This window comes from Methylobacter tundripaludum SV96, assembly GCF_000190755.2.
GTDB lineage: Bacteria > Pseudomonadota > Gammaproteobacteria > Methylococcales > Methylomonadaceae > Methylobacter_A > Methylobacter_A tundripaludum.
On sequence record NZ_JH109152.1, the window covers coordinates 1,525,428 to 1,547,114 of the forward strand.

The following is a 21,687-nucleotide window of genomic DNA, read 5'->3' on the forward strand; positions in this document are numbered from 1 at the left end:
TTAATCCGTTAAAGTTAAATTCCTAATTATCTTTGCCGAAGAACGCCTTTCAATCTGATTAATAAGCTTTAAAGGTAATACATCAAACATCATTTCCATATCGCAAACTGCATTATCCCCTTGAATAAAATTTACTTTTGATGATAAGGTGAATCTTTTTTCGTTGTTCTCCCGTTCAACTATTTCCAATTCAATTCTTGTAGGAACAGGGAATATGAATTGTGAAAACCTAACATTCATGTTTGTCCATGTATAACCGGATGGTTTTTCCCTATTAAGAAAATCGTACTCAATTTCTGTACATGCTATAGAAGCCTGTCTAGCCGCCTCTATCAAAACCATGCCACTAACATGCAAACTGGTGATATGGTCAAGGAGACGATCTGTTTCATCATTTAGCATTAAATCCATCTGGTAGTTAAATGCTCCACCTTTTTTGGGTTCGCTAATCATTACGTGATCTAAATGATGCTTGTGTGTCACTTTTAGCGATGCAGGGTTGGATGGCGCTTCCACATTCAACCCTGAATTACGCCAGTGATTGACCTCATCGTGACTCAGACCCTGTCCCACAACTATTCTTGAGTTAATGTTCTTATCTTGTTGGTATGCCGATCGGAAGTGTGTTAATGTCAGAACGCTCTCTTCATTAGCAAATTCTTTAAATTGATCGCCTACGAGTATCATTTTTTTAGACATGAACTTTCCTTTATCCTAATTTAAGTTGCCCAAATAACTTAGTTAAGATTCCTTGATACTGTATAGTCCGCGCTTTTCCAGGTACCATGTCGCATTACGCGAAATCATTATATCCAACGATTTACCCGCTGCGCTGGCTGCGTTAAGTAGTATTTCGTCAAGCATAGACCAGCCTAATTGTTCGCTATAACGATTAATTATCAGCTGAATAGTGCTATAGGTACCGGAAACCTCGTACGTACCTGTTTTAAGAATGCGCTTTTTAGATTTAAGCAGTTCTACACCGGCATTAAAAGCAGGACGGATATGAGGATTATTATTCAATAATATATCTATGGTTTCTGAGTTATCCATTAAGGACTCAAATGAGATTAGGCCTTCCGATAGTAGTCGTAAAATAGCGGGTAAGTGAAACGACTCGACCGGTTTTTGTACGATAACATCGCTGCCTTCGCCAAAATCACAAATTGCCCGAACCAACATTTCTTCAATATTACCAACAAATATTTTTTGCCCCGTTCTTGATCTAAGAATGTCATGTTGAGTTACTTCAAAATAAGCCGAGGTGGTTTCTGAATTGGTAGAAAAAGAAAGAACTCTCATGTCCTTATTTTTAGACTGCAACGCTTGCTTTACAGCAGCTACTTCGCAATTTGATCTGCCAATAGTCAAAAGCGCATTTGCTCCAGTCTCTTCAAATGTGACTGCGGCCTGAGCTAACAAAGCAAGCGTTTCTTGGGCGTTGATGTCTCCACCCTCGGCAGTAACTCCCCAGCGCAAATCCTTACGTAAACAAAGTCCCGCAGGATCTACAATAATTTCTACATCAGGCCCTACAATTGTACGCAAGGATACTAATATGTTTGCAAAATCATTTAGCTTGGCAAGGTAGCTACCTTCTTCTCCAATAACAGCATCGGTTCCTAAATATACTCGTTTAATGTTCTGATTAAGCATTTTGTCAACGCTTGACTTAATGGATTCGATCGAGTGCATGTAATAACCGCCGACTTGATCGCCAAGTATTAACTTAGGCTCACCTGTTAGTCGATTGATATGAAAAGCTTGGCAAAGCCACTCTGGCTTAATATAAGTCTCATTCTTTTCAGACAAACGTCTAAATGGGGCATGGTCGAGCTGTCTTTTAATACTTGCTGCATTATCATCTCCAAGTAGATTTTCTAAACTCATCATTTTACGTGACTCCTATTAGTCATAATTTCAAAATTAAAATAGATATATTTAAACGTTCAGTGTTTGATAGCCCATAATCTCAGCTAAGACACTTAGTTCATCGTGGTTATTATTTATAACGATGTAAGAGTTTCCCACTGTGCCAATAAAAGGGATATCGGTAGTATCATCTCCATATCCGTAGCAATGAACTGGATCAATATGATGCTCACGCAGATAATCTGAAACTGCATTTGCTTTTCCATATCCAATCATAGGAGAGCCAAGCATATTCCCTGTATAGCATCCATCCTTTTCTTCCAAGGGCGAACAAAGAATATCTGTTACGCCCAAACGCTTTGCAAGAGGCGCTAGAACTTCTCTGAAGGATCCACTAACCAATACAATTGCGTGCCCTTTATTTTTGTGATATTCGATTCTTTCAATAACTTTATCTTGCCAAAAGCTTGGCTGATTAAACTTTTTTATACTCCATTGTTCTGCAATTTCGCGTAAGTGTGATACTGACACTCCACTAAAGTGTTCAAGATAGAACCATGCATTTAGCTCTTCTCTTGATATACCTGCACTAATAGTATTTTTTACATTTTTATTGAACTGTTCCCAAAAAAAATCAGCTTTATCACCTTTAGTAATATCCAAGTAAAATTGATAAAATGTTATTACACTTTTTTCATTCCAAATGGTTTCATCTACATCAAAAAATGCACAGACTTCCATACTCTTACTTAACATAAACTTTATTTTTTAAACGCCACATATAGTCCCTTTGTTTGTATTTATTAAATATGGCCTAGAATTTATTAATATTGAGCGTTTTAATTCAGATTGCGTTTTATTTGCATAAAAACAACTCGCTTTTACGGCTAATAAAAAATAATTACAGAACACAAATTTCAATCCAACACGCAAATTCGGCTGTCCATCAATACACGTCAATAAGCGCTCAACTCACCGGTGACACGGTAATTAAACGTTTCGCGCCATGTTCAGCGGCGAAAGCAATAGCCTCATGAAGCAGCATTACACTAATGGGTGAAGAGAATTGCCCCGATTCAGTGGAGCTTCTCGCCTTGAAGTCTACTGCTGCAAAACGTGATATTTCCCAAACATCTGATTAACTTGGTATAGGCATACTGTTGAGTAATTGAGGAAAGATTTCTCATGGAAGATGAGGCTGAGTGCTCGTCAACAAACGAGCACATTCGGAAATATTTCCCTGCTCGCCGCGTGATATAACGTAGACCGTATTGAAACGGTCGAATTGGTCTTGTTCCGCATAATTAAATGTTTGAAGTTGCCAACCAAGTCGCTCACCAAAGATTTTGTGGCGATAGTTTGCTGCTTGTGAGTAGAGTTCATCTGGAAGGTCTTCTTGTCTGCCTTTAACAACGTACGTATTAACGTTCCAAATAAGTTGCTGTATTGAAGGTATTTCACATCGTTTCGGTATTCTAAGCAACTGTCAACAATGACAGGTCAAGATGCGCATCGATTTTTATATAGTCATTTCCACATGGAAAAGGTAATCGAAGGTCAGAATCGATACCTCGCTGTCAAACGGCTTTAAAAAGTTTCCATGATTTTCCAGGAAAGATCGTCGAAAAGTTTCCGGTTAGCTTGTAAGGTTATTGATTTTCTACTGTCTTTTTCCGCTGTTTAAATTTATAAGAATCGTTGCCAGTTTTCAAAATATCGCACTGGCATGTAATGCGATCCAACAACGCGGTAGTCTGATCTTGCCCCGATCCAGCAGACACTCGGCTAAGAGAGTAATCTCTAAAACTGAGGTCAATGATGAAACCAAAAAAAGAATCAACAACTTCAGTTGTCCGCAACAAATACACTGTTCAGTTTAAAGAACAGGCATTGGTTCGTGCCGAGTGTGATGGTATTCCCAAGGTAGCCCAGGATTTGGGACTTGCCGAATCAATACCCTATTCATGGCGGTCAAAACGCCGTCAGACAAGTCAGCCTTTTGAAGAGCAAAAGCTCCAACAAGCTGAACTGGCGCGTCTTAAACGAGAAAACGCCCAGAGGTGGCCTTTTTAAAAAAGGCGGCAGCGTACTTTGCAAAAATGCCCAAGTCGACTGCATGGATGCAGGAGGTAGAGCAACGCAGGAGTAGTTGCCGAGAAGTGCGCCATGATTAAGGGCAACGAAGATCATTTTTCCGTGGGCATGATGTGCCGCATGCTATCGGTTTCACGCAGTAGTTACTACAGTTGGAAAAATCGGCCACTTTCCGGCAGGGATTAAGCCAACCAAAAGCTGGTGGCTGAAATCTAACGTGTGTTTGATGACGAAAAAGGCCAGCCGGGTTCACCCAGAATCTCCAGGCGGCTTCAAGAAGAAGGCAAACCGGCCAGCCGGCATCGTGTGGCTATTGATGAGGGACAATGGCTTGTGTGCGAAAGCGGCCAAGAAATATAAAGCCGCAACCAACGGCAACCACTCCTTGCCTGTCGCGCCCAACCTGTTGTAACAAAATTTTACGGCGGATATGCATGACCCAAAGTGGGTGTCGGACATTACTTATGTTTGGATGGAAGAAGGCTGGTTATATTGTATGCGTCAGTCGCTACCAGGTAGATTTTTCAGGAGCGTTCTGTTTAACCGTATCAATCCACTCTGGCATCAAGGGTAGTAATTCATCAATACGTCGATTAGGCCAAGTAGGCAGTTTTTCGAGCGTATCCCTTAACCAATCGGCTGGATTAATGCCATTGAGCTTAGCCGTGCCCAGCAAGGTCTGTATAGCAGCCGCCCGTTTACCGGCACGCTCGGAACCGGCGAATAGCCAGTTCTTTTTTCCAAGAGCAATGGGCCGAATACAGTTTTCCACCGGATTATTATCGATGGGTAAATGCCCAGTTTCAGCATAGCGGATTATGGCGGGCCAGCGCTTTAGGGTATAGTCCATAGCCTTGGCCAACGCGCTGCCGTTGGCAATGCCGACACGGGTTTTGATTAGCCAGCCATGGAAGGCTTGAAGCTGTGGCAGGGTTTTTTCTGCGCGTAGCTGCTGACGCGCGTCGATGCTCAATGCCTGGCTTTCTGCTTCGATGGCATATAGCGTCGCAATGCGTTGCAAGGCTTCTAGGAGACTGTCGGATTTAGCAGTGCAAAAAGTGTTAAAATAACCCTATCGAAACACCAAATCAAAAAACAAAAATGGCTACCCAATTCATCCTGATTGATCGCGATACCCCCTACATTCTGCCCCCGTGTGTTCAGGATTATTTGCCTGAAGATCATATGGCCCGTTTTGTTGTCGAGATTGTCGATCAACTGGATTTACGGACGCTATCAGCCGTCTATGCGGGCAAAGGAAAGCGCCCCTATCATCCGGCGATGCTGTTGGCGTTGCTGTTCTACGGTTACGCGACCGGCGTATTTTCCAGTCGCAAACTGGAGAAAGCCACTCATGACTCGATGGCCTTTAAATACATCTGCGCCAACGAAAACCCAGATCACGACACCATCAACAGCTTTCGCAAGCGCTTTGGCAAAGAGATCGAAAGCCTATTTGTCGAGATATTGGTACTTGCACAAACCTTGGGGCTGCTTAAGCTGGGTACGGTGAGCCTGGACGGCACCAAGATTAAAGCCAATGCCAGCAAGCATAAAGCCTTGAGCTGGGATTACGCCAATCAACTGGAAGCCCAGTTCAAACAGGAAGTTGAAACCTTGATGAAACTGGCTGAAGCCGCCGACAATTCCCCGCTTCCAGAAGACATGGATGTACCCAAGGAACTCAAACGCCGCCAAGACCGTTTAGCAGTGATTGCCAAAGCCAAACAGGAAATCCAGGCCCGTGCCAAGGCGCGTTACGCGCAAGAAAAGGCCGAGTATGACGAAAAGCAGGCTAAGCGTGAACAACACCTGAGTGAAACCGGCAAGAAAATGGGCGGCAAAGCCCCCCAAGCGCCTACCGATGCGCCTCAAGGTAAAGATCAAGTCAGCCTGACCGATGAAGAGTCCCGCATCATGCCGACCCCTAATGGTTTTGAACAAGCCTATAACGCCCAAGCCAGTGTTGATATTGCCACCCACCTGATCGTTGCTCATCACATCACCCAACACACCAACGACAAACAAGAAATCGAACCGGCCTTAGCCAAACTGGAACAGCTCCCGGAATGCTTGGGGAGTGTTGACAACCTGTTGGCCGACACCGGCTACTTCAGCCAAGCCAATGTAAAGGCGTGTGCTGATGCAAAGATAAAACCGTACATCGCCCAAAAGCGGCAAAGCCATAACCAAGCCCTTGACGCCCGGTTTCAGCATCAGCCGGAAATAGGCGAAAGCACCTTACCGCCGGTTGAGGCCATGACCCATCGCTTAACAACCAAAGCGGGCAAAGCACTCTACGGCAAGCGAAAATCTACTGTCGAAACCGTGTTTGGCATCATTAAACACGTCCAGGGATTCAGGCAATTCCAGCTTCGAGGCCTGGAATCCGTCCAAAGTGAATGGAATTTAGTCTGTATAGGCTGGAATTTAAAAAGAATGCATGTATTAAGAGGGTGAGAGAGGAAAAAGAGCATTGAGCTGCCCATAAAACAGAACTATGGGCATTAAAAAATCCCAATAAACCACTTTTTTAAATTTTAATCGTGATTAAGTGGGGAGGCTCGCTCTATTAATCCGACAGCCTCCTAGCGCCATTGGGCTTTGATTAGCCTGATGCAGGTCGAAGAACTTACGCCGCGCATGCGCGAGACAAGCCAGCTCGATACAGCCTTGCCGATTGCCGGCGTTTGTGAACAACGCTTTGTAGCCGACATAATCGTCCACGAGCAGATGGCCGCTCCAGTTTCCCAGAAATTGGCGGGCATGCTCACCGCTTCGTCCCTGTTGGTAGTCGAAGACGATGAGTCGCGGCTGATCTTCTTGAAGATCATTACTGCGGTAGGCCCACAAATAGGCTTTGCGGGTTTTGCCCTTGCCAGGGTCAAGCTGCGCCACCGGCGTTTCATCGGCATGCAAGGTATTACCTTGCAGCAAATGCCAAACCAGGCGATCCACAAGTGGTTGTAACGCCACGCCCACTCGCCCCACCCATTCGGCTAAGGTTGAACGAGACAGGATAACATTATCGCGGGCGGCGATCTGCTCCAGGCGATAGAGCGGCAGATGATCCTGGTATTTGCTGATGATCACCCAGGTCAGCAAACCCACGGCGGCCATGCCGCCATCAATCACAGCAGGTGGAATCGGCGCGGCGGTGATGGTTTCGCAGTTTTTGCATGCATATTGAGGGCGAATGTGACGATGGACAGTAAACTTAGCAGGTTCGACATCCAATTGTTCGGTGACGTCTTCACCGATTCTGACCAAGTCTTGGCCGCATTTCCCACAAGCGCATGACTCGGGTTCATGATGGTGTTCGATGCGCGGCAAATGCGTCGGCAAGGGTTGTCGACCTGCGCGTGGGCGTTTAGGTTTAACAACCGTCTCGCCGGGTTCATTGTCTTTGAGCTGTTCAAGTTCCGTTTCAATCGCGGAAACATCCGTATTCCAGGTTTCTTCAAACACATCGCGTTGTAAAGGCGATAGCGTTTCACTTTTCACGCTAAAGCGTATACGCCGGTAATAGGCCACTTCATGCGTCAAAGCTTCGATTTTTAAGTCTTTGGCTTTGATGATGGCGTCTTTGGCTTGTAATAGAGCGGCGTCGCGTTCTGCTTGATCAAGGAGCGATTGAATCAAGGCCGCTACTTGAGATTTAGCGGTCGGATCAAGGTCTAAATGATCAAGCTCAGCGAGTAATTGCATGGGCGATATTATACAAGAAATTTCGCCTAAAAGCCTTATGTTTACTGGATTTATCTCTGATTTTTCTCTGTTTTTTAGGCGAAAAAATCACTCTATTTAGACCTGCCAATGTGCTTGGGGCATCGCCGATAAACGCTGCCAATCCACGCCGGTTACCAGCCAATCCCATTGCGCCTGACTGATAGCAAAACCGGCGTCCAGCACCTTGGGCCAAACAAAACCACCTTGATGTAAACGGCGTTGACACAACCAAACGCCATTGCCATCCCACACTAACAGCCGCAAGCGATTGCCCGCCCGATTGCGAAACACGAATGCCGAACCTGCGCACGGTGATTCACCTAGCACTTGTTGGACAATAGACGATAATCCATCAATACCGCGTCTCATATCAACGGGGGCAACAACTAACCAAATCTGAGGTGGGCTGGCAATTAATCCAGGCATCGCAGCAGTTCCGCCAGCCAGGGGGCAGAAGTCGATGTGGGCATATCGACTTGATGGCCTTTGGCATGTTTCAAGACGATATTCCCTGTCACTGATGCTTGTAACTGAACGGAAATCAACGCCGGCAGCGTGCCTTTTTGCTCTTTTCGATAATCACTTAATCGGGCTCCAAAGGTATTGTCATTTAAACCCTGCTGCCGACAATACTCAGATTGTTTTAGACCACTATGCTGCCAGGCTTCAATATGATTTATCCACTTGATCGTTAGCGCCATTTCTTATCCTCGTCAAAAAGCATAAGGATGTTCGATTTGGATATTTCAATCTAGATGGTCGGGTTGGACGAATACTTTATATTTGGCGGTGGTGCTTGAGCTTTATTCCCGCAGGATAATTGGTTGGGCTATCGGCGAGCGTATGACAGCCGCTTTGGTGTAATGGCATTGTGGCGTCGGCCCATACCGAAGGAGGGCATTGTGCATTCAGATCGGGGGTATAGCCAGTATTGTTCTGCCGCTTATCAGAAACTTTTTAAGCAACATCAATTGGTTTGTAGCATGAGTAAGAAAGGCGACTGTTACGATAATGCGGCAATGAAAAGCTGGAACCATAGCTTTAAGGTCGAAGCGGTTCATGGCGAACGGTTTTTGACGCGTTCGGAAGCCAAGTATCAAGTGTTCGAATAGTTTGAAGTGTAAGTAGTTACGCAAAAGTTATTTGGAATTTTTTACCGATGTCACTCAGGATTTCCAACACCCACTTTTTCAAGTGTCCGTAACTTTGATACGCATCAAGCGGCAACCATTCGTACTTAACTTTACGCCAGAGTATTTCGATCAGGTTCAGCTCCGGGCTGTAAGGCGGAAGAAAATGTAAGTACACACCACGTTGTTGCCAGCCCGCCAGCTTTTCTTTGAATACGCCGCTACGATGAATGGAAGCATTATCCAACACCACACAGCACGGCACTTTAGTTTCTTCGTACTTGCCTGCATACGTTTCGACAAACGCATCAAAGGCATTGACAACCGTATCCGTTGTCACCGATTGTTCGGAGCTGTGGAAAATCAGATCATTGCTGCGACTCAAAAAACCTAACACATTCATGCGCTTGCTACGATAGCAGGGTATTTGTCGGGTCTCGCCAATCCGTTGCCATCCATAGGGTACACAGGGTGTCGTGCTAAATCCGGATTCGTCAAAGTAGTAAAGCTTCAATTCCCCATCATCCTCTTGCTGTTTCAAGGCCTTCAGATATGCCTTATCACGTTGGAAATCTGCTTCATTACGCTTTCCCTTCACTGATTGCCGACAACGTTTCCAGGCATAGGCACTTTTTTTAAAATTCGTTTAAAGGTGTCAAGGCTGGCTTCCTTGCCCGTCTCCTCCAGCAATCGTGCTGCGGCGGCCTTGGGCTGGTGTGGGTTTTTGTCAATATAGCCCAGAAAAACGGCTTGTTCCTCAACCGTGAAGCGCACAGGCCTACCGCTTCGTGGACAATCGTAAAGCCCTATTAATCCCTCTGTTTCCCATTTGTCTAACCATGAGCTGACAGTCTCATGCTGGGACTCAAACAATTCGCTCAGCCGTGCAATTACATACCTTCTATTATTCAATAAGATAGCATGTGCCCGTTGTCTAACCCGGAATAATGGGTGGTTACGATAGGCTTCGGTTAACGTTACTTCCTCTTCCGGGGTCAGTTTGGCGATGAATTTCAGGTGGACTCCTAATTTTTGTCTGTTATTGCAATCGTTTCCAGTTTGACACAATAAATTTACTTCCTAATAACTTTCGCATTACTACTTATTGCAACCGCAAACGGCTTCACTCCAAATTGGGCTATGTCAGCTCAGAAATTTTTCAAGCTAAAAAAGTCGCTTAGTTAAGTGTCCGTGAAATCCGGGCAAGAGCATCTTACGGCTTACCGTCCCATCGGACAAAGTTATTCAGTAGCGCCAATCCTGCATGCTGGCTTTTTTCTGGGTGAAACTGCACAGCAAAGATATTGTTTTTGCCGATTGCAGCGGAAATTTCTTTTCCATAATGGGCTTCACCCATCACATAGCCGCTATCATCATTAGATTCTTTTTCTACAAAAAAGCTATGTACGAAATAGAACCTTTCTTCATCGTCTATGCTATGCCACAAGGGGTGATTTCGCGTTTGTTTGACCTGATTCCACCCCATGTGAGGAACCTTTAGCTTTACGCCTTTCTCCATTAAAGGGGTGCCAAAAAAGCGCACATGACCGGAGAATAGATCGATGCAATCCACACCGTTATTTTCTTCACTATGGGTCATCAACGCCTGCATGCCAACACAGATTCCCAGAAAAGGACGGTCTTGGGAAACTTCTTTTATCAGCTCTTCAAATCCTAAGCGGCGAATCTCGGACATACAATCCCGAATTGCTCCGACGCCAGGCAAAACAACCCGGTCAGCTTCCCGAATCGTTGCCGCATCAGAAGTGACCAGTACTTTTGTATTTTCAAGCCCGGAATAAGAAGCGACATGCTTAATGGCTTTGGAGATAGAATGGAGGTTACCCATTCCGTAGTCGATAATTGCTACCGTATTCATTCAGTTAACTCTAAATTAGAAATGATTAATCGGTTTCTTTCCACAAGATTATGGGGCCTGAAATACTGAAATATTCGAGTTCCCGGAAGAATAAAAGCGTTCCCTCAAAATTACGCGGTAACTATACAGTAAATCGCACTAAAAAATACAGGTCGGATTAATTATGGATGTAATCCTTGAAAGTTCATTGGGCGTTGATGCGCAAATTAAAGTCATTGGCAAAAGCCCCTTCAAAATTTAGAGCGGATGTTTGTAGTGTTGAGCGGTATGGCGGTCAGGTTGTGTTTTTCGAGCCAATGGCGAAACTTGAGAATCGTGGTTTCGTCCGGCAAAACATCGATCGGTAACGCGGCCAAAGCCGCAAAACGGCAGACGCTGTCGATCTCATGCAAGGCATCTTCTATTTGCCGACCGAGCAACTGAATCACTGTTACGAATAGTGTATACGCAGAATGGCATTGGCTGTCGACCGCGGCGATCGGTGCCGGGATAGTGCGGTTCGATCTGTACCGATAACGAAGACCAGGCTCGACCTGTCAATGTTGACAGTTGTTTCTAGTAACCAAAATCAGTCAAATACGCCTTAAGAAACACTTTTTAGGAGGCATGATGATTCACGTTGTTACAGGTAGACAAGAAGAACTCCCACATGGGCTTTACTCGAAAGTCGCCCACTACCGCCACAAAGTGTTTGTGGAGCGACTTGGTTGGCAACTTCAAACATTTAATTATGCGGAACAAGACCAATTCGATCGTTTCGATACGGTCTACGTTATATCGCGCGACGAGCGGGGAAATATTTCCGGATGTGCTCGCCTACTGCCTACCACTCAACCTTATCTTCTTGGGGACGTTTTTCCACAGCTCCTCAATGGAATGCCTCCGCCAAATTCACCGGATGTTTGGGAGTTATCACGTTTTGCCGCCGTGGATTTTAATGCGAAAACATCATGCGCATTAGGGCAATTTTCTTCGCCCATTACAATAACGTTACTTCAGGAGGCTATCGCCTATGCTGCTTCACAAGGCGCAAAGCGTGTAATCACGGTGTCCCCGGTTGGTGTCGAGCGGTTGCTAAAGCGTACCGGGTTTCACTCACATCGAGCGGGGCCGCCAATGGTTGTTGATGGGCATCCGATTTTTGCTTGTTGGATTGATATTGCGGATGAGCCACAGTATTAAATTAGATATTAGACGTGACAGAGAAAAAGCACCCTCACCGAATACCTGAAGTTAACCTGACTCATAGGAATTCCAGGTTCTGTTGACGCTTTACCAATCAGTCAGAATAGAGCGTTTTGTAGGGAATGAACCGGATAAAAGTAAGCGATAAAGAGTGGGCTTGTATTTTGGCCGGCAATTAAAAATTGCCTGGAGTTCGCATAGGTCTACCGGATATCTGTAGGCAGTTTGTTAGTGCCTTTTTGTGGATATTACGTTCGGGCGGCTCAGTGGCGTATATTGCCGAAATCAGGTGGCGTTTTTATGTAGGCCATGAGGCTCATGTCTCTGGCGAATATTCTTTAATATATCTCGTCCCGCGATCCACCAGTCTCAATTTTGCCGAGTGAGTTGAGGTTTTCGGAGATGCCAAGATGACGATGGCTTTTTTAGATCGCATTACTCATCACTGCGATATTTTGGAAATCGTCAAAGATGGTGGCGCTTTTTACTGTCCGTATTGATGATGTTAGGATATGGCTAACTATTACTTCCCGAAATCGAGTTGGCATACCGAAACCAGTTAAGTGATAATTATTGGAAAATTCACACTGAAAAAAGTTATAGAGTGACAGCATACCCAAAGGACATTGAACTAAAAATGCAACGGTTGTTTGCGAGGCTGTCAGAAAAAGATAAGCGAAGTTATGCGGCGATTGAGTCAGTCAAGTTAGGGCATGGTGGCATTGAATATGTGTCCGGGCTGTTTGGCATTGATCCCAAAACGGTGCGACGTGGATTGTCCGAATTGGATGTAGCGGAGGATCCCGCACCCAACCGGATCCGAAAAAAAGGGGCGGACGGAAAGGCATAAACGGGCAAAGTGAGTCGCTGGAAAGCAACTTTCTCAAGCTGCTTGGCGAGTTCACAGCGGGCGATCCGATGCGTGAAGGCGTGTTATGGACGAACTTGTCGCGGCGGGAGATCAGCCGACGACTGGCTGAGATGGGGTCGCCAGCGAGTCGGCACACGGTTCGCAAGCTATTGAAAAAGCACGGCTTAGGACAGCGTAAAGCGCGTAAGAAAAAGTCTCTGGGCAATCACCCTGACCGAGATGCGCAGTTTCAAAATATTGCCAAACTCAAGGCGGCGTATCAGAATGCAGGTGATCCGGTCATCAGCATGGACACCAAGAAGAAAGAGCTAATCGGAAATTTTGCCCGCGAAGGCCACACCTATACGCAGACTCAGGTGGATACGCTGGACCATGATTTTCCCAGTGCCGGCGAAGGCAAAGTGATTCCGCATGGCCTTTATGATTTGGCGCGAAACGAGGGCTATGTCCACCTCAATACCAGCCACGACACCAGTGAGTTTTGCTGTGACAGTGTTGCACATGGGTGGCAGCAGCATGGCTGCACGCATTATCCTAATGCCCGCCGTTTGTTGCTGCTTTGTGATGGTGGCGGTAGCAACGCCAGTAATCGGCATGTCTTCAAGGAAGCGTTACAAAAGCTGGCCGACCGGCTGGGACTGGACATACGTATAGCGCACTATCCACCGTACTGCTCGAAACACAATCCCATCGAACATCGGTTGTTTCCGCATATTACGCGTGCTTGTCGGGGTGTTGTTTTTCATTCGCTCACCATCGCCAAGCAATTTATGGAGAAGGCGAAAACTAACACGGGATTGAACGTGACGGTTGATATTTTGACAGGGGTCTATGCGACGGGTAAAAAATGCGCCACTGATTTCCTCAAAACCATGACTATTGCGTTTGATGACTATCTTCCTCGTTGGAACTACCGAGCCATCCCTAAAGATTACTGATTTCGGGAAGTTATTTTTAGCCAAATCCTAAGCTGGACTTTATCCAATTGGTTGCCGGCGAGAATAAAGCAGCTTTCTGCTGAATCTTGCGGTGCTGCGCTTCAAATACGGGGCTATGCCTGCGCCAATGCAATAGGTGACGGCATCGGGCGTGCGGCCTTTACAAGGTCGCCCCTTGCCTTTGAAATGTTCAATTTCGACGATGCGCGGATCATGTAAGGCAGTGACCTTTGGCGTTTTTTACAACGGCGCCAAGGCAGCCTCGGCATCTGCGACACAGGCATAAGTAGCCCCTAAAGCGGTGTAAGCTCGTTCCGGCTGAGTATTCATCCACTCATCAGATACCGCTAGAATTAATTCACGGGTACCGCCGATCGTTTCCGGGACACGCGTTATCCAAGGCAAATCGCCAAGGTCTTGCAGTATTTTCGCCGTATAGGGCGTGCTGTCGGCAACGATCAACAACAGACCCACTTCCATGCAACTGCTCAAGATGTGCGTCGGTGTTTGACGAAAACTTTCTTTCTCACTACGGTTACTGCAAAACGGCCGAATAGGTCCTGTTCCGTATAATTAAATGTTTGAAGTTGCCGGCCAAATCGTGCCACAAATACTTTGTGGCGGTAGCAGGCGAGTTTCGAGTATAGCCTTGCGAGAGTTCTTCCGGTCTACCCGTAACAACGTACGTCTCTCCGAAAAAATTTTTCTTAAGGCACGTTTGAATGACTTTTGCCGCTAGAAACAACTGTCAATATTTACAGCTTATGACGCGTATCGTGTGCTTATATAGTTTTGAACTACGATTTGCCAGACAATCCCATCAACTACTGTTTCAATCAGTGCGGCAGTCTTGTCAGGTCCTAGGTCGCGTTGTTTCGCGTCAACCAGCATGAGATTACTTCTCGATTTACTCACCCTTTTATAGTAGACTCCCCCCACCTGAGAAAACTGATTCATCCAGTCCCACCCAATGCTAATGGCTGGACTGGTGGCACTGACCCAGTCGTGTAGCCTGTAAACTCAGCAAAGGTTGCTCCTTCCTGTACCAAAGGAAGATTATCCCCCTCATCAAGACCAGACATTAAATGTACAAGTGAAACTTGCTGAAACTCTTCAAAAGTTAGGCGTATATAGCCATCAGGGGAAATAGTGATGATATCTACTCCAGTTATATTTTCAGGATGCATGTTTTTCTCAACTAAGCTAAGAACAAGATAAAACAAAACACACTACACAAAGTCAATACTTGTCGATAGTGTCAAATCTGACAGACTTACGCTTTCGCCGAGCATCTTTCGGCCGAAGGCGACATAACCTACGCACTAGCAAAACCCGATATTCGTACGCAAAGGAATCTATGAAGGCTTGGCAAGAAACTCAACTTCAGGCATTGCAGTCTATTCAATGCGCACACCAGCTTTTTCAAACGATTCTTTCGTTTAGTAAGGAACTTGGCTTTGACCATTGCGCCTATGGCCTGCGTATGCCACTTCCCTTAACGAACCCAAAGACATTGATGTTTAATAATTACCCAACAGCTTGGCAAGCCCAATATCAAGCCAAAAATTACCTTGCAATTGACCCCACGGTGCAACACGCCATGCGCTCACTTTTGCCAATTATATGGACAGATGACTTATTCAGTCCAGCGAGTGATCTATGGGAGGAAGCGTGCTCATTTGGACTGCGCGTTGGCTGGGCGCAATCCAGCCGTGATTTCAACGGGTTTGTCGGCATGTTAACGCTTGCGCGCTCAAATGAGCCGATCACTGAAATAGAGCTTGATGCCAACAAATTCAAAATGGCCTGGCTGACCCAAGTAGCGCATTTAGGCATGTCGCGGTGCTTGACGCCGAAATTGATGCAGGAAGTTAATGTGACATTGTCAAACCGCGAGATAGAGGTGCTTCGGTGGACGGCTGATGGCAAAACATCTAGCGAGATCTCGTGCATCCTCAATATTGCGGAGCGTACTGTCAACTTTCATATCAATAATGTCGTCACTAAGTTGAATGCTGCCAACAAAACTTCAGCTACGATAAAAGCTGCAATGCTTGGATTGTTGTAAAAGCATGAGTGTGCGTAATGCTTAACTTTCTAAAAAAGAAAGCATAGCTCGACAATCCATTGATTAAATTAGCAAAAAAAATCATTACTCTGGGTTTGAGCCATTTTGCGTCATAACCCGAAACAATCTTTAGCTGGCATGCATCCAGTTTCGTTTACAGTATCTTTGAATCAACCCTCTTAAATTAGCCTGGCTTTCCAGTGCTTCGATTAAGCAATAGGACTTTATCGGGGAATAATCAAAACCGATCCGAGCTTTTGCATTTTTCTTTTTGATGGAACCAGTCGATAATAGCCGCATTATTAATTTAACTAGCAATGAGAAAAAAATGAGCAACGTATTTAGTTTTACCGGCACTGTGGGCCGCGATGCAGAAGTCCGGTATTTGCCGTCAGGCCAAGCGGTATTGAACGTTACCGTAGCCAACAATATCGGCTTTGGCGATAAGCAGCAAACGCTATGGATCAGGTGTGCGGTGTGGGGCAAGCGCGCAGAAGGACAGTTGCAAAATTATTTGAAAAAAGGCCAACAGGTATTTGTCTCCGGCGAACTGAGCCAAAGTGAATATCGGGCGCAAGACGGTTCGACTAAAACCAGCCTGGAGCTTAACGCCAACATTATCGATTTGGTCGGCAAAAGAAACGAGTCCAACCAGCCGCCGCAACAAAATTATCAATCTTCCGGTCAAGGCCAGCCATCCGCCCCACAAGGCCCTAGCCATGACAATTTCGATGCGCCGTATGATGACGACATCCCGTTCTAATCGATGAAAAAAATATCCGATAACCCTGCAACAGACCGGCAAAAAGTGAGCATTACTGAGCGTAATCTGTTGGTGGCTCATGGGCAAAGTAAAAAATTGGCGGATATGCGCAAAAAGCTTCAGCCGGATTTTCCGGTTGAAGCCGGGGCATTGCCGGGCAAGCAATTATCAGCCGGGCTGAAACCGGAAGTCGCCACGGAGTTGAATAAAGCAAGGAAGCTTATCGATGATCGCATTAATGAAATAATGCGTAGCTTTCCTGAAGGCAAGAAAAACAGGCTGTTTAGTTTGAGGTTCGGTTCTGTTGATGCCTTAAAAACCATGAATATAAAAGCCGCTTTTAAAACATTAGGTATCGATGATAATTTAGTGAAAATGAAGTTGATTGCTGCTTTGGACTTTCAGGTAAAGGATGTTAAAGCGCATTAACTTCTCCGGTTTTTAAAACCACAAGACAGGAGGGAATGTGAACAAATTACAACCGCTACTCTCTTCTCTCGCCGACCAGTCTTTCCAGAACATCCGGAAGCTGCGCGGTTCCTATCATTTCCCCCGATTTGAACTCAGCTTTATCAAAATGCAGGGTAGCCCCGGCGCTAACCCTGCTTCCATTGCATCCGTAAAAATAGCGCTATCGGACAGTCAACTCCCCGAGCATTTTTTGCAGACCGCCGAGTACAAACTGGCGGTAGCCGATTTTTTGATTCGGCGCTTTCGTTACGGCATTGACCGATTTGCGCAGCAAAACCGCGGCAAAGACGGCAGCGGTTCCTTTAACACCATTGCCTTGAGCCAAAAGATGCTGAACAGGGATAGCGTTTTGTTTGATGACGATGCCGTTTATTTGCGCTTTATCATCAGCCTCCCTGCTAAAGGGCAAGGCGGCGGGGTTTTTGATGCCGAGCAGGCGTGGATCATGTTGAGCCGGGAACTGACTGCAATTGTTGACGCGACATTTTTCTACCAACACTACGACGAGCAAACTAGAGCGCTGCTTCAGCAGTTTGTCGATGTGCAAAAAACACGCGCCGAAATCATTCAGTTTATACAGCAGCAGGCTCTGGTCGCTTTTATCGCCAATGATGCCAAACTGCCGCGGCATAGCGGCGTCGATGACCGGCCTTCTCTATCCGGGCTTGTTAAAACCTTTCAATCCCCCGCATCGCTACAAATAACAATTCCTTTATCGAATGGCCGCAGCATAACCGGCATGGGCATTAAAGATGGCATCACCTGCATTACCGGCGGCGGCTATCACGGCAAGTCGACCTTGATGCAGGCGATTTTAGCCGGGGTTTACGCGCATATTCCGGGCGACGGACGGGAATATGCAGTGACTCGGGAGGATGCCTTTTTTATCAGGGCCGAAGAGGGGCGCAGCATTCGGGATGTCGACATCAGCCCTTTTATCAGCGACTTACCGAATGGCCTTAAAACCGATTGTTTTTCATCCGACAACGCCAGCGGCAGCACCTCGCAAGCGGCCAATATTGTCGAAGCCATTGAGAGCGGCAGCCGGTTGCTGCTATTTGATGAAGATACCTGCGCAACCAATTTTCTGGTGCGCGATGAGTTGATCAAAAAAATCCTGGATGCGACGCAAGAGCCCATCAAGCCGCTTTATTCGACGGTGCGGTCGCTGTGGAAAAAACAGCGTGTCTCGATGATTTTTGTAGTCGGCGGCCTGGGTTATTTTTTGCAGAAAGCCGATACCTGCTTGCTGATGGACAATTACCGTTGCGACGATATTACCGCCAAGGTGCGCGACAAACTTGGGGCGATAGCGGAGGAAGATACACCGTTCCCCGATTTTTCCGCGTCGCGCCGCCTGGCAATCGATAATTTCGACCCCGCCTATATCAATCGGCGCCTGAACAAGACCCTAGCCAAACGCATAAAAGACTTACGCAACGCACCGAGGCAACTGGAATACGGCATGGATCTGATCAATCTGGATACGGTGGCGCAAATCGCGGAAGCGCCGCAAATTCTAGCTATCGGCTATTGCCTGTTGGCGCTACGGGCTCAACTAAAGCGGTTGGGCGATAAACCTGAGACTATCCGTTTCTGGATAGACTGGCTGGAGGACCAAATAAACAAACACGGATTAGACATATTGAAGCCTGATTATCCGGGCACCCTTTCCATGCCGCGCAAGTATGAACTGGCTGCCGCTATCAACAGGATCAGGTCGTTAAGGATTGTTCAGGAATGATACATCCGCTCAGGACGATGGAAGATTACAATGCCGATCAAAAAAAAGACCACCCCAGAGAGAAAAGGGGGTGGTCTTTGTAAGAGAGATAATGCGACAAAAACAGGGCGTCCCGCCCTTCTTTGTCACTTATAGATTAACAAAATAGGCCGATGAAATTTATCGGTACGAATACCTATATCAACAATCACTATCCCGCATTTCCTTGTTATACCGTCAAGTTAATCTCCTGAACGGTTCCGGTTTTGCCGTCTTCCGTTAAATAAACGCCGGTATCGGTAATTTCCCCCAGCGATTGGTTATCGGCGCTGCGTAATTGAAATGGCGTGGTGGCGTGTCCCAGATAGATGGCGCCGATGTTTTTATCGCCCAGCGCAATAAGCTGCTGACTGCCGTCCTCGTGTCGTTGCCAGATTCTTAGACTTTTATAGATGGGGTCGGCTTCGTCAATAAAACCGTTACTGTCGCTGTCATATTGGGCCAGTTCTGAAAATCCGTTGCCGGAATTCGGCCCGAACAGCTCAGAGCCATTATTGATAACGCCATCCTTATTTTTATCCAGCGCCAGAAAACCGCTGCCCGGCCTTAATGCGGCGATTTGTTCAGCGGTGCCGTTGGCATCAATATCGAATTCAAAGTGGGTTTGCGATAATTCCGCCGCATTGCCGGCAAAATTGATAACGAGAGGATCGACTTTCTTTTCGGGATCGCCGGCCGTGATGGAAGTATTTGTTTCCATCATAAATTCGCGACTCATATTCAATTGAACGGAAAACTCGATGCTTTTTCCGTCCTGGGTTTTGATCGAACCTGTGGCGGAAAAGCTTGCGCTTTCAGACTCCTGGTAAGAAGCATGATGCTCATAAACAAGGCCGAAACCCGCAGAGGGCGGCTGCCTTGCAGGCGGAGGCGTTGTTGCTATTTCCACGTTTTTAGCGTCGGTTGCCGCTACATTATCAGCATTGGCCGTCAGTTCACTCGGCGAAAAGAGCTTGAACTCCTTGCCGGTTAACTCTCTAACCATCTGTTTTATAATCAGCATCATGACCCCATGCTCGGCATCAGGCGCCTCACTCAGATCGAGCGATTGTTTTTCGGGTTTAAGCGTTTGGGCCGTTTTACTCAGACTGACTGCATCTGTCAGCGGCTGTTTTTGGCTCGTCCCATTTCTGCCTGTCGGCTGCGCCTGGGTTTTCCAAAATCGAAGCGACTCGGACTCCTGAGAACTCTTCAACAATTGATGTTGGCTATTTAACTGGATTGCGGAACTTTTTATGATCATTAGCTTTGGCCCCTGAAATAAAAATTACTCATATTTTATTATCGGCTCGTACCGAAATTAGTTTAGGCAATATGAACAATGGCGGATGCCCGCCGCTACAGGCCTGGATTGCTTGGTGTACAATAGAACTTTTTTATTTAGATAGGATCAACAATGGAAGCTTACCCAGAGAAAACCTGTTCCATAGACCGCCTGGTCACTCATGCGAAATTGGTAGAAGCGACAAAAGCCGGAATGAAAACGCAGCAACGCCGTGATGGCATATATGGCTTGCCCGGCGAAACTTTCGACCTGGACGGGATGACTTTTGTTGTTACCGATTTAAAACGTCAGCGCTTAGGTGACATGACCGATGCCGATGCCAAGGCGGAAGGCTATCCCAGTCTTGACATGTACCGGGATATTATCTTGAAAATGCACGCCGGGATGACCTGGGAAGCCGACGCTCTGGTATGGGTGCATAGTTTTGCGGTTCAAGCGGAGTAGCTAAGCGCATAAAACCCTCGGCCTTTCCGGGCGAGGGTTTAGTATTGTCGATCTTGTTTATACCCGGTTAACGATGCGGCGACAGCGGCGGCCTTCAAATCATTGGACATCGAAGTGGCCATTTTTTGAAACGGAGATTCAATATACCGATACGAAATCATTGCGAACCCAAAAACAACGGCGATGTAAACAAAAGTTAACCAGCCGACGTAATTCCCCGTCACTAATTCCTGCCACAAATACACCGTATAAGAAATCCGCCCTAAATAGCATAACTGTTTGTTTTTAAAAACAAGGGTAATCGCTTTAATCTGCGTGGGCGTACCCAGCACCGTCAGCAGAATCAACACCGGGTAACAAATCACCTTCACCTGTTTTTCGATGCCATCCGGCACATAGCCTATACAAATCAGCAACAGCGCAATAACGATTAACCAGACGGCAATATGCATCTGACGAATGCGGCTGATCATATTTTCAGGCAACAGTGCGGAGCAGCAGCCGATGAGCAGAAAAATAAAGTACATGAAATATTCGCCAAAAAACAGATGCCCTGCCCTGTTCAATAACACCGAGGCGATAGTCAGACCGGCTATTGCCAAAGCAAAGCGCAAACTGTTATTGATCAGGGGTACGAACAGGATCAGCAGCGGAAAAATCAGGTAGAACTGCTCCTCGTAAGCCAGCGTCCAGGTGTGTCCTGCAAACCACGAGCAGCCGTCAGGAAACGGCATATTGCATAAAAACGAGGCTGAGGTCAGCGCTTGTTGCGGCGATATTTCAATCATGTCCGTTGCGTTAAGCAGCAAAAGACAGGATAGATACAGCCAAAGCGGCGGAATAATCCGATAAAACCGGCGCACATAGAATGCGGGCAAGCAAATCGTCCCCGTCCGGCCTTTCTCCGCGACCAGGCCGGAACAAATCACAAAACCGCTGATCACAAAAAACACCAAAACCCCCAGCTCGCCGAGCCGGTCCAGCTGGTCTAAATAAGGTGTTAATAGGGGGACTTTTAAGCCGCTGTAAACGAAAATATGCGACTGAATGACCATGACAACGGCCAGAAACCGCCAAGCATCAATATAATCGATTCTTGCCGGTACAACTTCTTTATGGGTGTTACACAAGGTGACTTATCCTGCTTTAGGAAATGGCGGGGCTACAAGTAGCCC

The 21,687-nt window shown here is 46.4% G+C and carries 25 protein-coding genes and 5 pseudogenes; 13 read left to right on the forward strand and 17 right to left on the reverse strand.

The features are described 5' to 3' along the window. The 5 genes from METTU_RS07010 to METTU_RS24930 form a co-directional block, all read right to left on the reverse strand. The gene (locus tag METTU_RS07010) at positions 1-699 is read right to left on the reverse strand and encodes an AfsA-related hotdog domain-containing protein (protein WP_006890615.1); all 699 of its coding nucleotides are present in this window, start codon (positions 697-699) and stop codon (positions 1-3) included. 42 nt (positions 700-741) lie between these two features. Further along, positions 742-1,893: a porphobilinogen synthase gene (locus tag METTU_RS07015; protein WP_006890616.1), complete on the reverse strand. Its 1,152-nt coding sequence runs from the start codon at positions 1,891-1,893 to the stop codon at positions 742-744. Between the two features lie 48 nt (positions 1,894-1,941). After that, positions 1,942-2,628, reverse strand: a complete 687-nt coding sequence (locus METTU_RS07020; RefSeq protein ID WP_081466882.1) for an HAD family hydrolase — start codon at positions 2,626-2,628, stop codon at positions 1,942-1,944. Positions 2,629-3,055: 427 nt separating this feature from the next. Beyond that, complete coding sequence (locus METTU_RS24925) at positions 3,056-3,355, reverse strand: acyl-homoserine-lactone synthase (protein WP_217182799.1); 300 nt, start codon at positions 3,353-3,355, stop codon at positions 3,056-3,058. A gap of 166 nt (positions 3,356-3,521) precedes the next feature. Next, positions 3,522-3,740, reverse strand: coding sequence for an ATP-binding protein (locus METTU_RS24930; RefSeq protein WP_367301495.1), 219 nt, complete (start codon positions 3,738-3,740; stop codon positions 3,522-3,524). Between METTU_RS24930 and METTU_RS07025 the strand changes: the two genes are divergently transcribed. Further along, positions 3,688-3,945, forward strand: a complete 258-nt coding sequence (locus METTU_RS07025; RefSeq protein ID WP_081466883.1) for a transposase — start codon at positions 3,688-3,690, stop codon at positions 3,943-3,945. The genes METTU_RS24930 and METTU_RS07025 overlap by 53 nt on opposite strands. Positions 3,946-4,192: 247 nt before the next feature. Then, positions 4,193-4,378: a hypothetical protein gene (locus METTU_RS23095; protein WP_150107750.1), complete on the forward strand. Its 186-nt coding sequence runs from the start codon at positions 4,193-4,195 to the stop codon at positions 4,376-4,378. 96 nt (positions 4,379-4,474) lie between these two features. On the opposite strand, the pseudogene METTU_RS07030 reads toward METTU_RS23095, so the two are convergent. Next, positions 4,475-5,035, reverse strand: a pseudogene (locus METTU_RS07030) (IS66 family transposase); the annotation flags it as partial. A 32-nt stretch (positions 5,036-5,067) separates the two neighbouring features. Here METTU_RS07030 and METTU_RS07035 point away from each other — a divergent pair. Continuing rightward, positions 5,068-6,426, forward strand: coding sequence for an IS1182 family transposase (locus tag METTU_RS07035; RefSeq protein ID WP_006889238.1), 1,359 nt, complete (start codon positions 5,068-5,070; stop codon positions 6,424-6,426). A gap of 117 nt (positions 6,427-6,543) precedes the next feature. On the opposite strand, the pseudogene tnpC reads toward METTU_RS07035, so the two are convergent. The 3 genes and pseudogenes from tnpC to tnpA all read right to left on the reverse strand — a co-directional run. After that, positions 6,544-7,674: pseudogene (tnpC, locus tag METTU_RS07040) on the reverse strand (IS66 family transposase); the annotation flags it as partial. 96 nt (positions 7,675-7,770) lie between these two features. Next, positions 7,771-8,121: an IS66 family insertion sequence element accessory protein TnpB gene (gene tnpB, locus METTU_RS07045; protein ID WP_006890619.1), complete on the reverse strand. Its 351-nt coding sequence runs from the start codon at positions 8,119-8,121 to the stop codon at positions 7,771-7,773. Next, on the reverse strand, positions 8,109-8,396 hold the full coding sequence (gene tnpA / locus METTU_RS07050; RefSeq protein WP_006890620.1) for an IS66 family insertion sequence element accessory protein TnpA: 288 nt from the start codon (positions 8,394-8,396) through the stop codon (positions 8,109-8,111). The genes tnpB and tnpA overlap by 13 nt, the downstream gene beginning before the upstream one ends. A 61-nt stretch (positions 8,397-8,457) precedes the next feature. Here tnpA and METTU_RS24375 point away from each other — a divergent pair. Then, positions 8,458-8,804: pseudogene (locus METTU_RS24375) on the forward strand (DDE-type integrase/transposase/recombinase); the annotation flags it as partial. Between the two features lie 19 nt (positions 8,805-8,823). Here METTU_RS24375 and METTU_RS24380 read toward each other — a convergent pair. The 4 genes from METTU_RS24380 to METTU_RS07075 form a co-directional block, all read right to left on the reverse strand. Beyond that, positions 8,824-9,423: an IS630 family transposase gene (locus tag METTU_RS24380; protein WP_050897727.1), complete on the reverse strand. Its 600-nt coding sequence runs from the start codon at positions 9,421-9,423 to the stop codon at positions 8,824-8,826. Then, complete coding sequence (locus METTU_RS24385) at positions 9,420-9,893, reverse strand: helix-turn-helix domain-containing protein (RefSeq protein WP_006893918.1); 474 nt, start codon at positions 9,891-9,893, stop codon at positions 9,420-9,422. The genes METTU_RS24380 and METTU_RS24385 overlap by 4 nt, the downstream gene beginning before the upstream one ends. Before the next feature lie 145 nt (positions 9,894-10,038). Continuing rightward, positions 10,039-10,704 (reverse strand): imidazole glycerol phosphate synthase subunit HisH, encoded by a 666-nt coding sequence (gene hisH, locus METTU_RS07070; protein ID WP_006890622.1) that lies wholly within the window; start codon positions 10,702-10,704, stop codon positions 10,039-10,041. Positions 10,705-10,934: 230 nt separating this feature from the next. Beyond that, the gene (locus METTU_RS07075) at positions 10,935-11,132 is read right to left on the reverse strand and encodes an IS5 family transposase (protein ID WP_040579687.1); all 198 of its coding nucleotides are present in this window, start codon (positions 11,130-11,132) and stop codon (positions 10,935-10,937) included. A gap of 178 nt (positions 11,133-11,310) precedes the next feature. On the opposite strand from METTU_RS07075, the gene METTU_RS07080 reads away from it, so the two are divergent. The 4 genes and pseudogenes from METTU_RS07080 (at position 11,311) to METTU_RS07090 (ending at position 13,698) form a co-directional block, all read left to right on the forward strand. Next, entirely contained in the window at positions 11,311-11,886 is a 576-nt protein-coding gene (locus METTU_RS07080) for an acyl-homoserine-lactone synthase (protein WP_302050577.1), read from the forward strand. A gap of 404 nt (positions 11,887-12,290) precedes the next feature. Continuing rightward, positions 12,291-12,389: pseudogene (locus tag METTU_RS23995) on the forward strand (ATP-binding protein); the annotation flags it as partial. A 137-nt stretch (positions 12,390-12,526) separates the two neighbouring features. Then, positions 12,527-12,739 (forward strand): hypothetical protein, encoded by a 213-nt coding sequence (locus METTU_RS24390; protein ID WP_040579624.1) that lies wholly within the window; start codon positions 12,527-12,529, stop codon positions 12,737-12,739. 17 nt (positions 12,740-12,756) lie between these two features. Beyond that, positions 12,757-13,698: an ISAzo13 family transposase gene (locus METTU_RS07090; RefSeq protein ID WP_254257938.1), complete on the forward strand. Its 942-nt coding sequence runs from the start codon at positions 12,757-12,759 to the stop codon at positions 13,696-13,698. A 240-nt stretch (positions 13,699-13,938) separates the two neighbouring features. Here METTU_RS07090 and METTU_RS07095 read toward each other — a convergent pair whose 3' ends face one another. Then, a complete protein-coding gene (locus tag METTU_RS07095; protein ID WP_150107753.1) occupies positions 13,939-14,190 on the reverse strand; it encodes a hypothetical protein in 252 nt (83 codons plus the stop codon). Between the two features lie 270 nt (positions 14,191-14,460). After that, positions 14,461-14,885 (reverse strand): annotated as a pseudogene (locus tag METTU_RS24935) (DUF4902 domain-containing protein). A 170-nt stretch (positions 14,886-15,055) separates the two neighbouring features. On the opposite strand from METTU_RS24935, the gene METTU_RS07105 reads away from it, so the two are divergent. The 4 genes from METTU_RS07105 (at position 15,056) to METTU_RS07120 (ending at position 18,744) form a co-directional block, all read left to right on the forward strand. Next, positions 15,056-15,766, forward strand: coding sequence for an autoinducer binding domain-containing protein (locus METTU_RS07105; RefSeq protein WP_006890625.1), 711 nt, complete (start codon positions 15,056-15,058; stop codon positions 15,764-15,766). A 328-nt stretch (positions 15,767-16,094) separates the two neighbouring features. Beyond that, positions 16,095-16,529 carry a single-stranded DNA-binding protein gene (locus METTU_RS07110; RefSeq protein WP_006890626.1) on the forward strand — a complete coding sequence of 145 codons (435 nt, stop codon included), beginning with the start codon at positions 16,095-16,097 and terminating at the stop codon, positions 16,527-16,529. A gap of 3 nt (positions 16,530-16,532) precedes the next feature. After that, positions 16,533-16,958: a hypothetical protein gene (locus METTU_RS07115; protein ID WP_006890627.1), complete on the forward strand. Its 426-nt coding sequence runs from the start codon at positions 16,533-16,535 to the stop codon at positions 16,956-16,958. A 37-nt stretch (positions 16,959-16,995) separates the two neighbouring features. Then, the gene (locus tag METTU_RS07120) at positions 16,996-18,744 is read left to right on the forward strand and encodes an ABC-ATPase domain-containing protein (protein WP_006890628.1); all 1,749 of its coding nucleotides are present in this window, start codon (positions 16,996-16,998) and stop codon (positions 18,742-18,744) included. Positions 18,745-18,952: 208 nt separating this feature from the next. Here METTU_RS07120 and METTU_RS07125 read toward each other — a convergent pair whose 3' ends face one another. Further along, positions 18,953-20,026 carry an SPM autocatalytic domain-containing protein gene (locus METTU_RS07125; RefSeq protein ID WP_006890629.1) on the reverse strand — a complete coding sequence of 358 codons (1,074 nt, stop codon included), beginning with the start codon at positions 20,024-20,026 and terminating at the stop codon, positions 18,953-18,955. A gap of 153 nt (positions 20,027-20,179) precedes the next feature. Here METTU_RS07125 and METTU_RS07130 point away from each other — a divergent pair, with 153 nt between their 5' ends. Continuing rightward, the gene (locus METTU_RS07130) at positions 20,180-20,512 is read left to right on the forward strand and encodes an ASCH domain-containing protein (protein ID WP_006890630.1); all 333 of its coding nucleotides are present in this window, start codon (positions 20,180-20,182) and stop codon (positions 20,510-20,512) included. A 38-nt stretch (positions 20,513-20,550) separates the two neighbouring features. Here METTU_RS07130 and METTU_RS21665 read toward each other — a convergent pair whose 3' ends face one another. After that, a complete protein-coding gene (locus METTU_RS21665) occupies positions 20,551-21,642 on the reverse strand; it encodes an acyltransferase family protein (protein ID WP_006890631.1) in 1,092 nt (363 codons plus the stop codon). Positions 21,643-21,687: the final 45 nt, after the last annotated feature.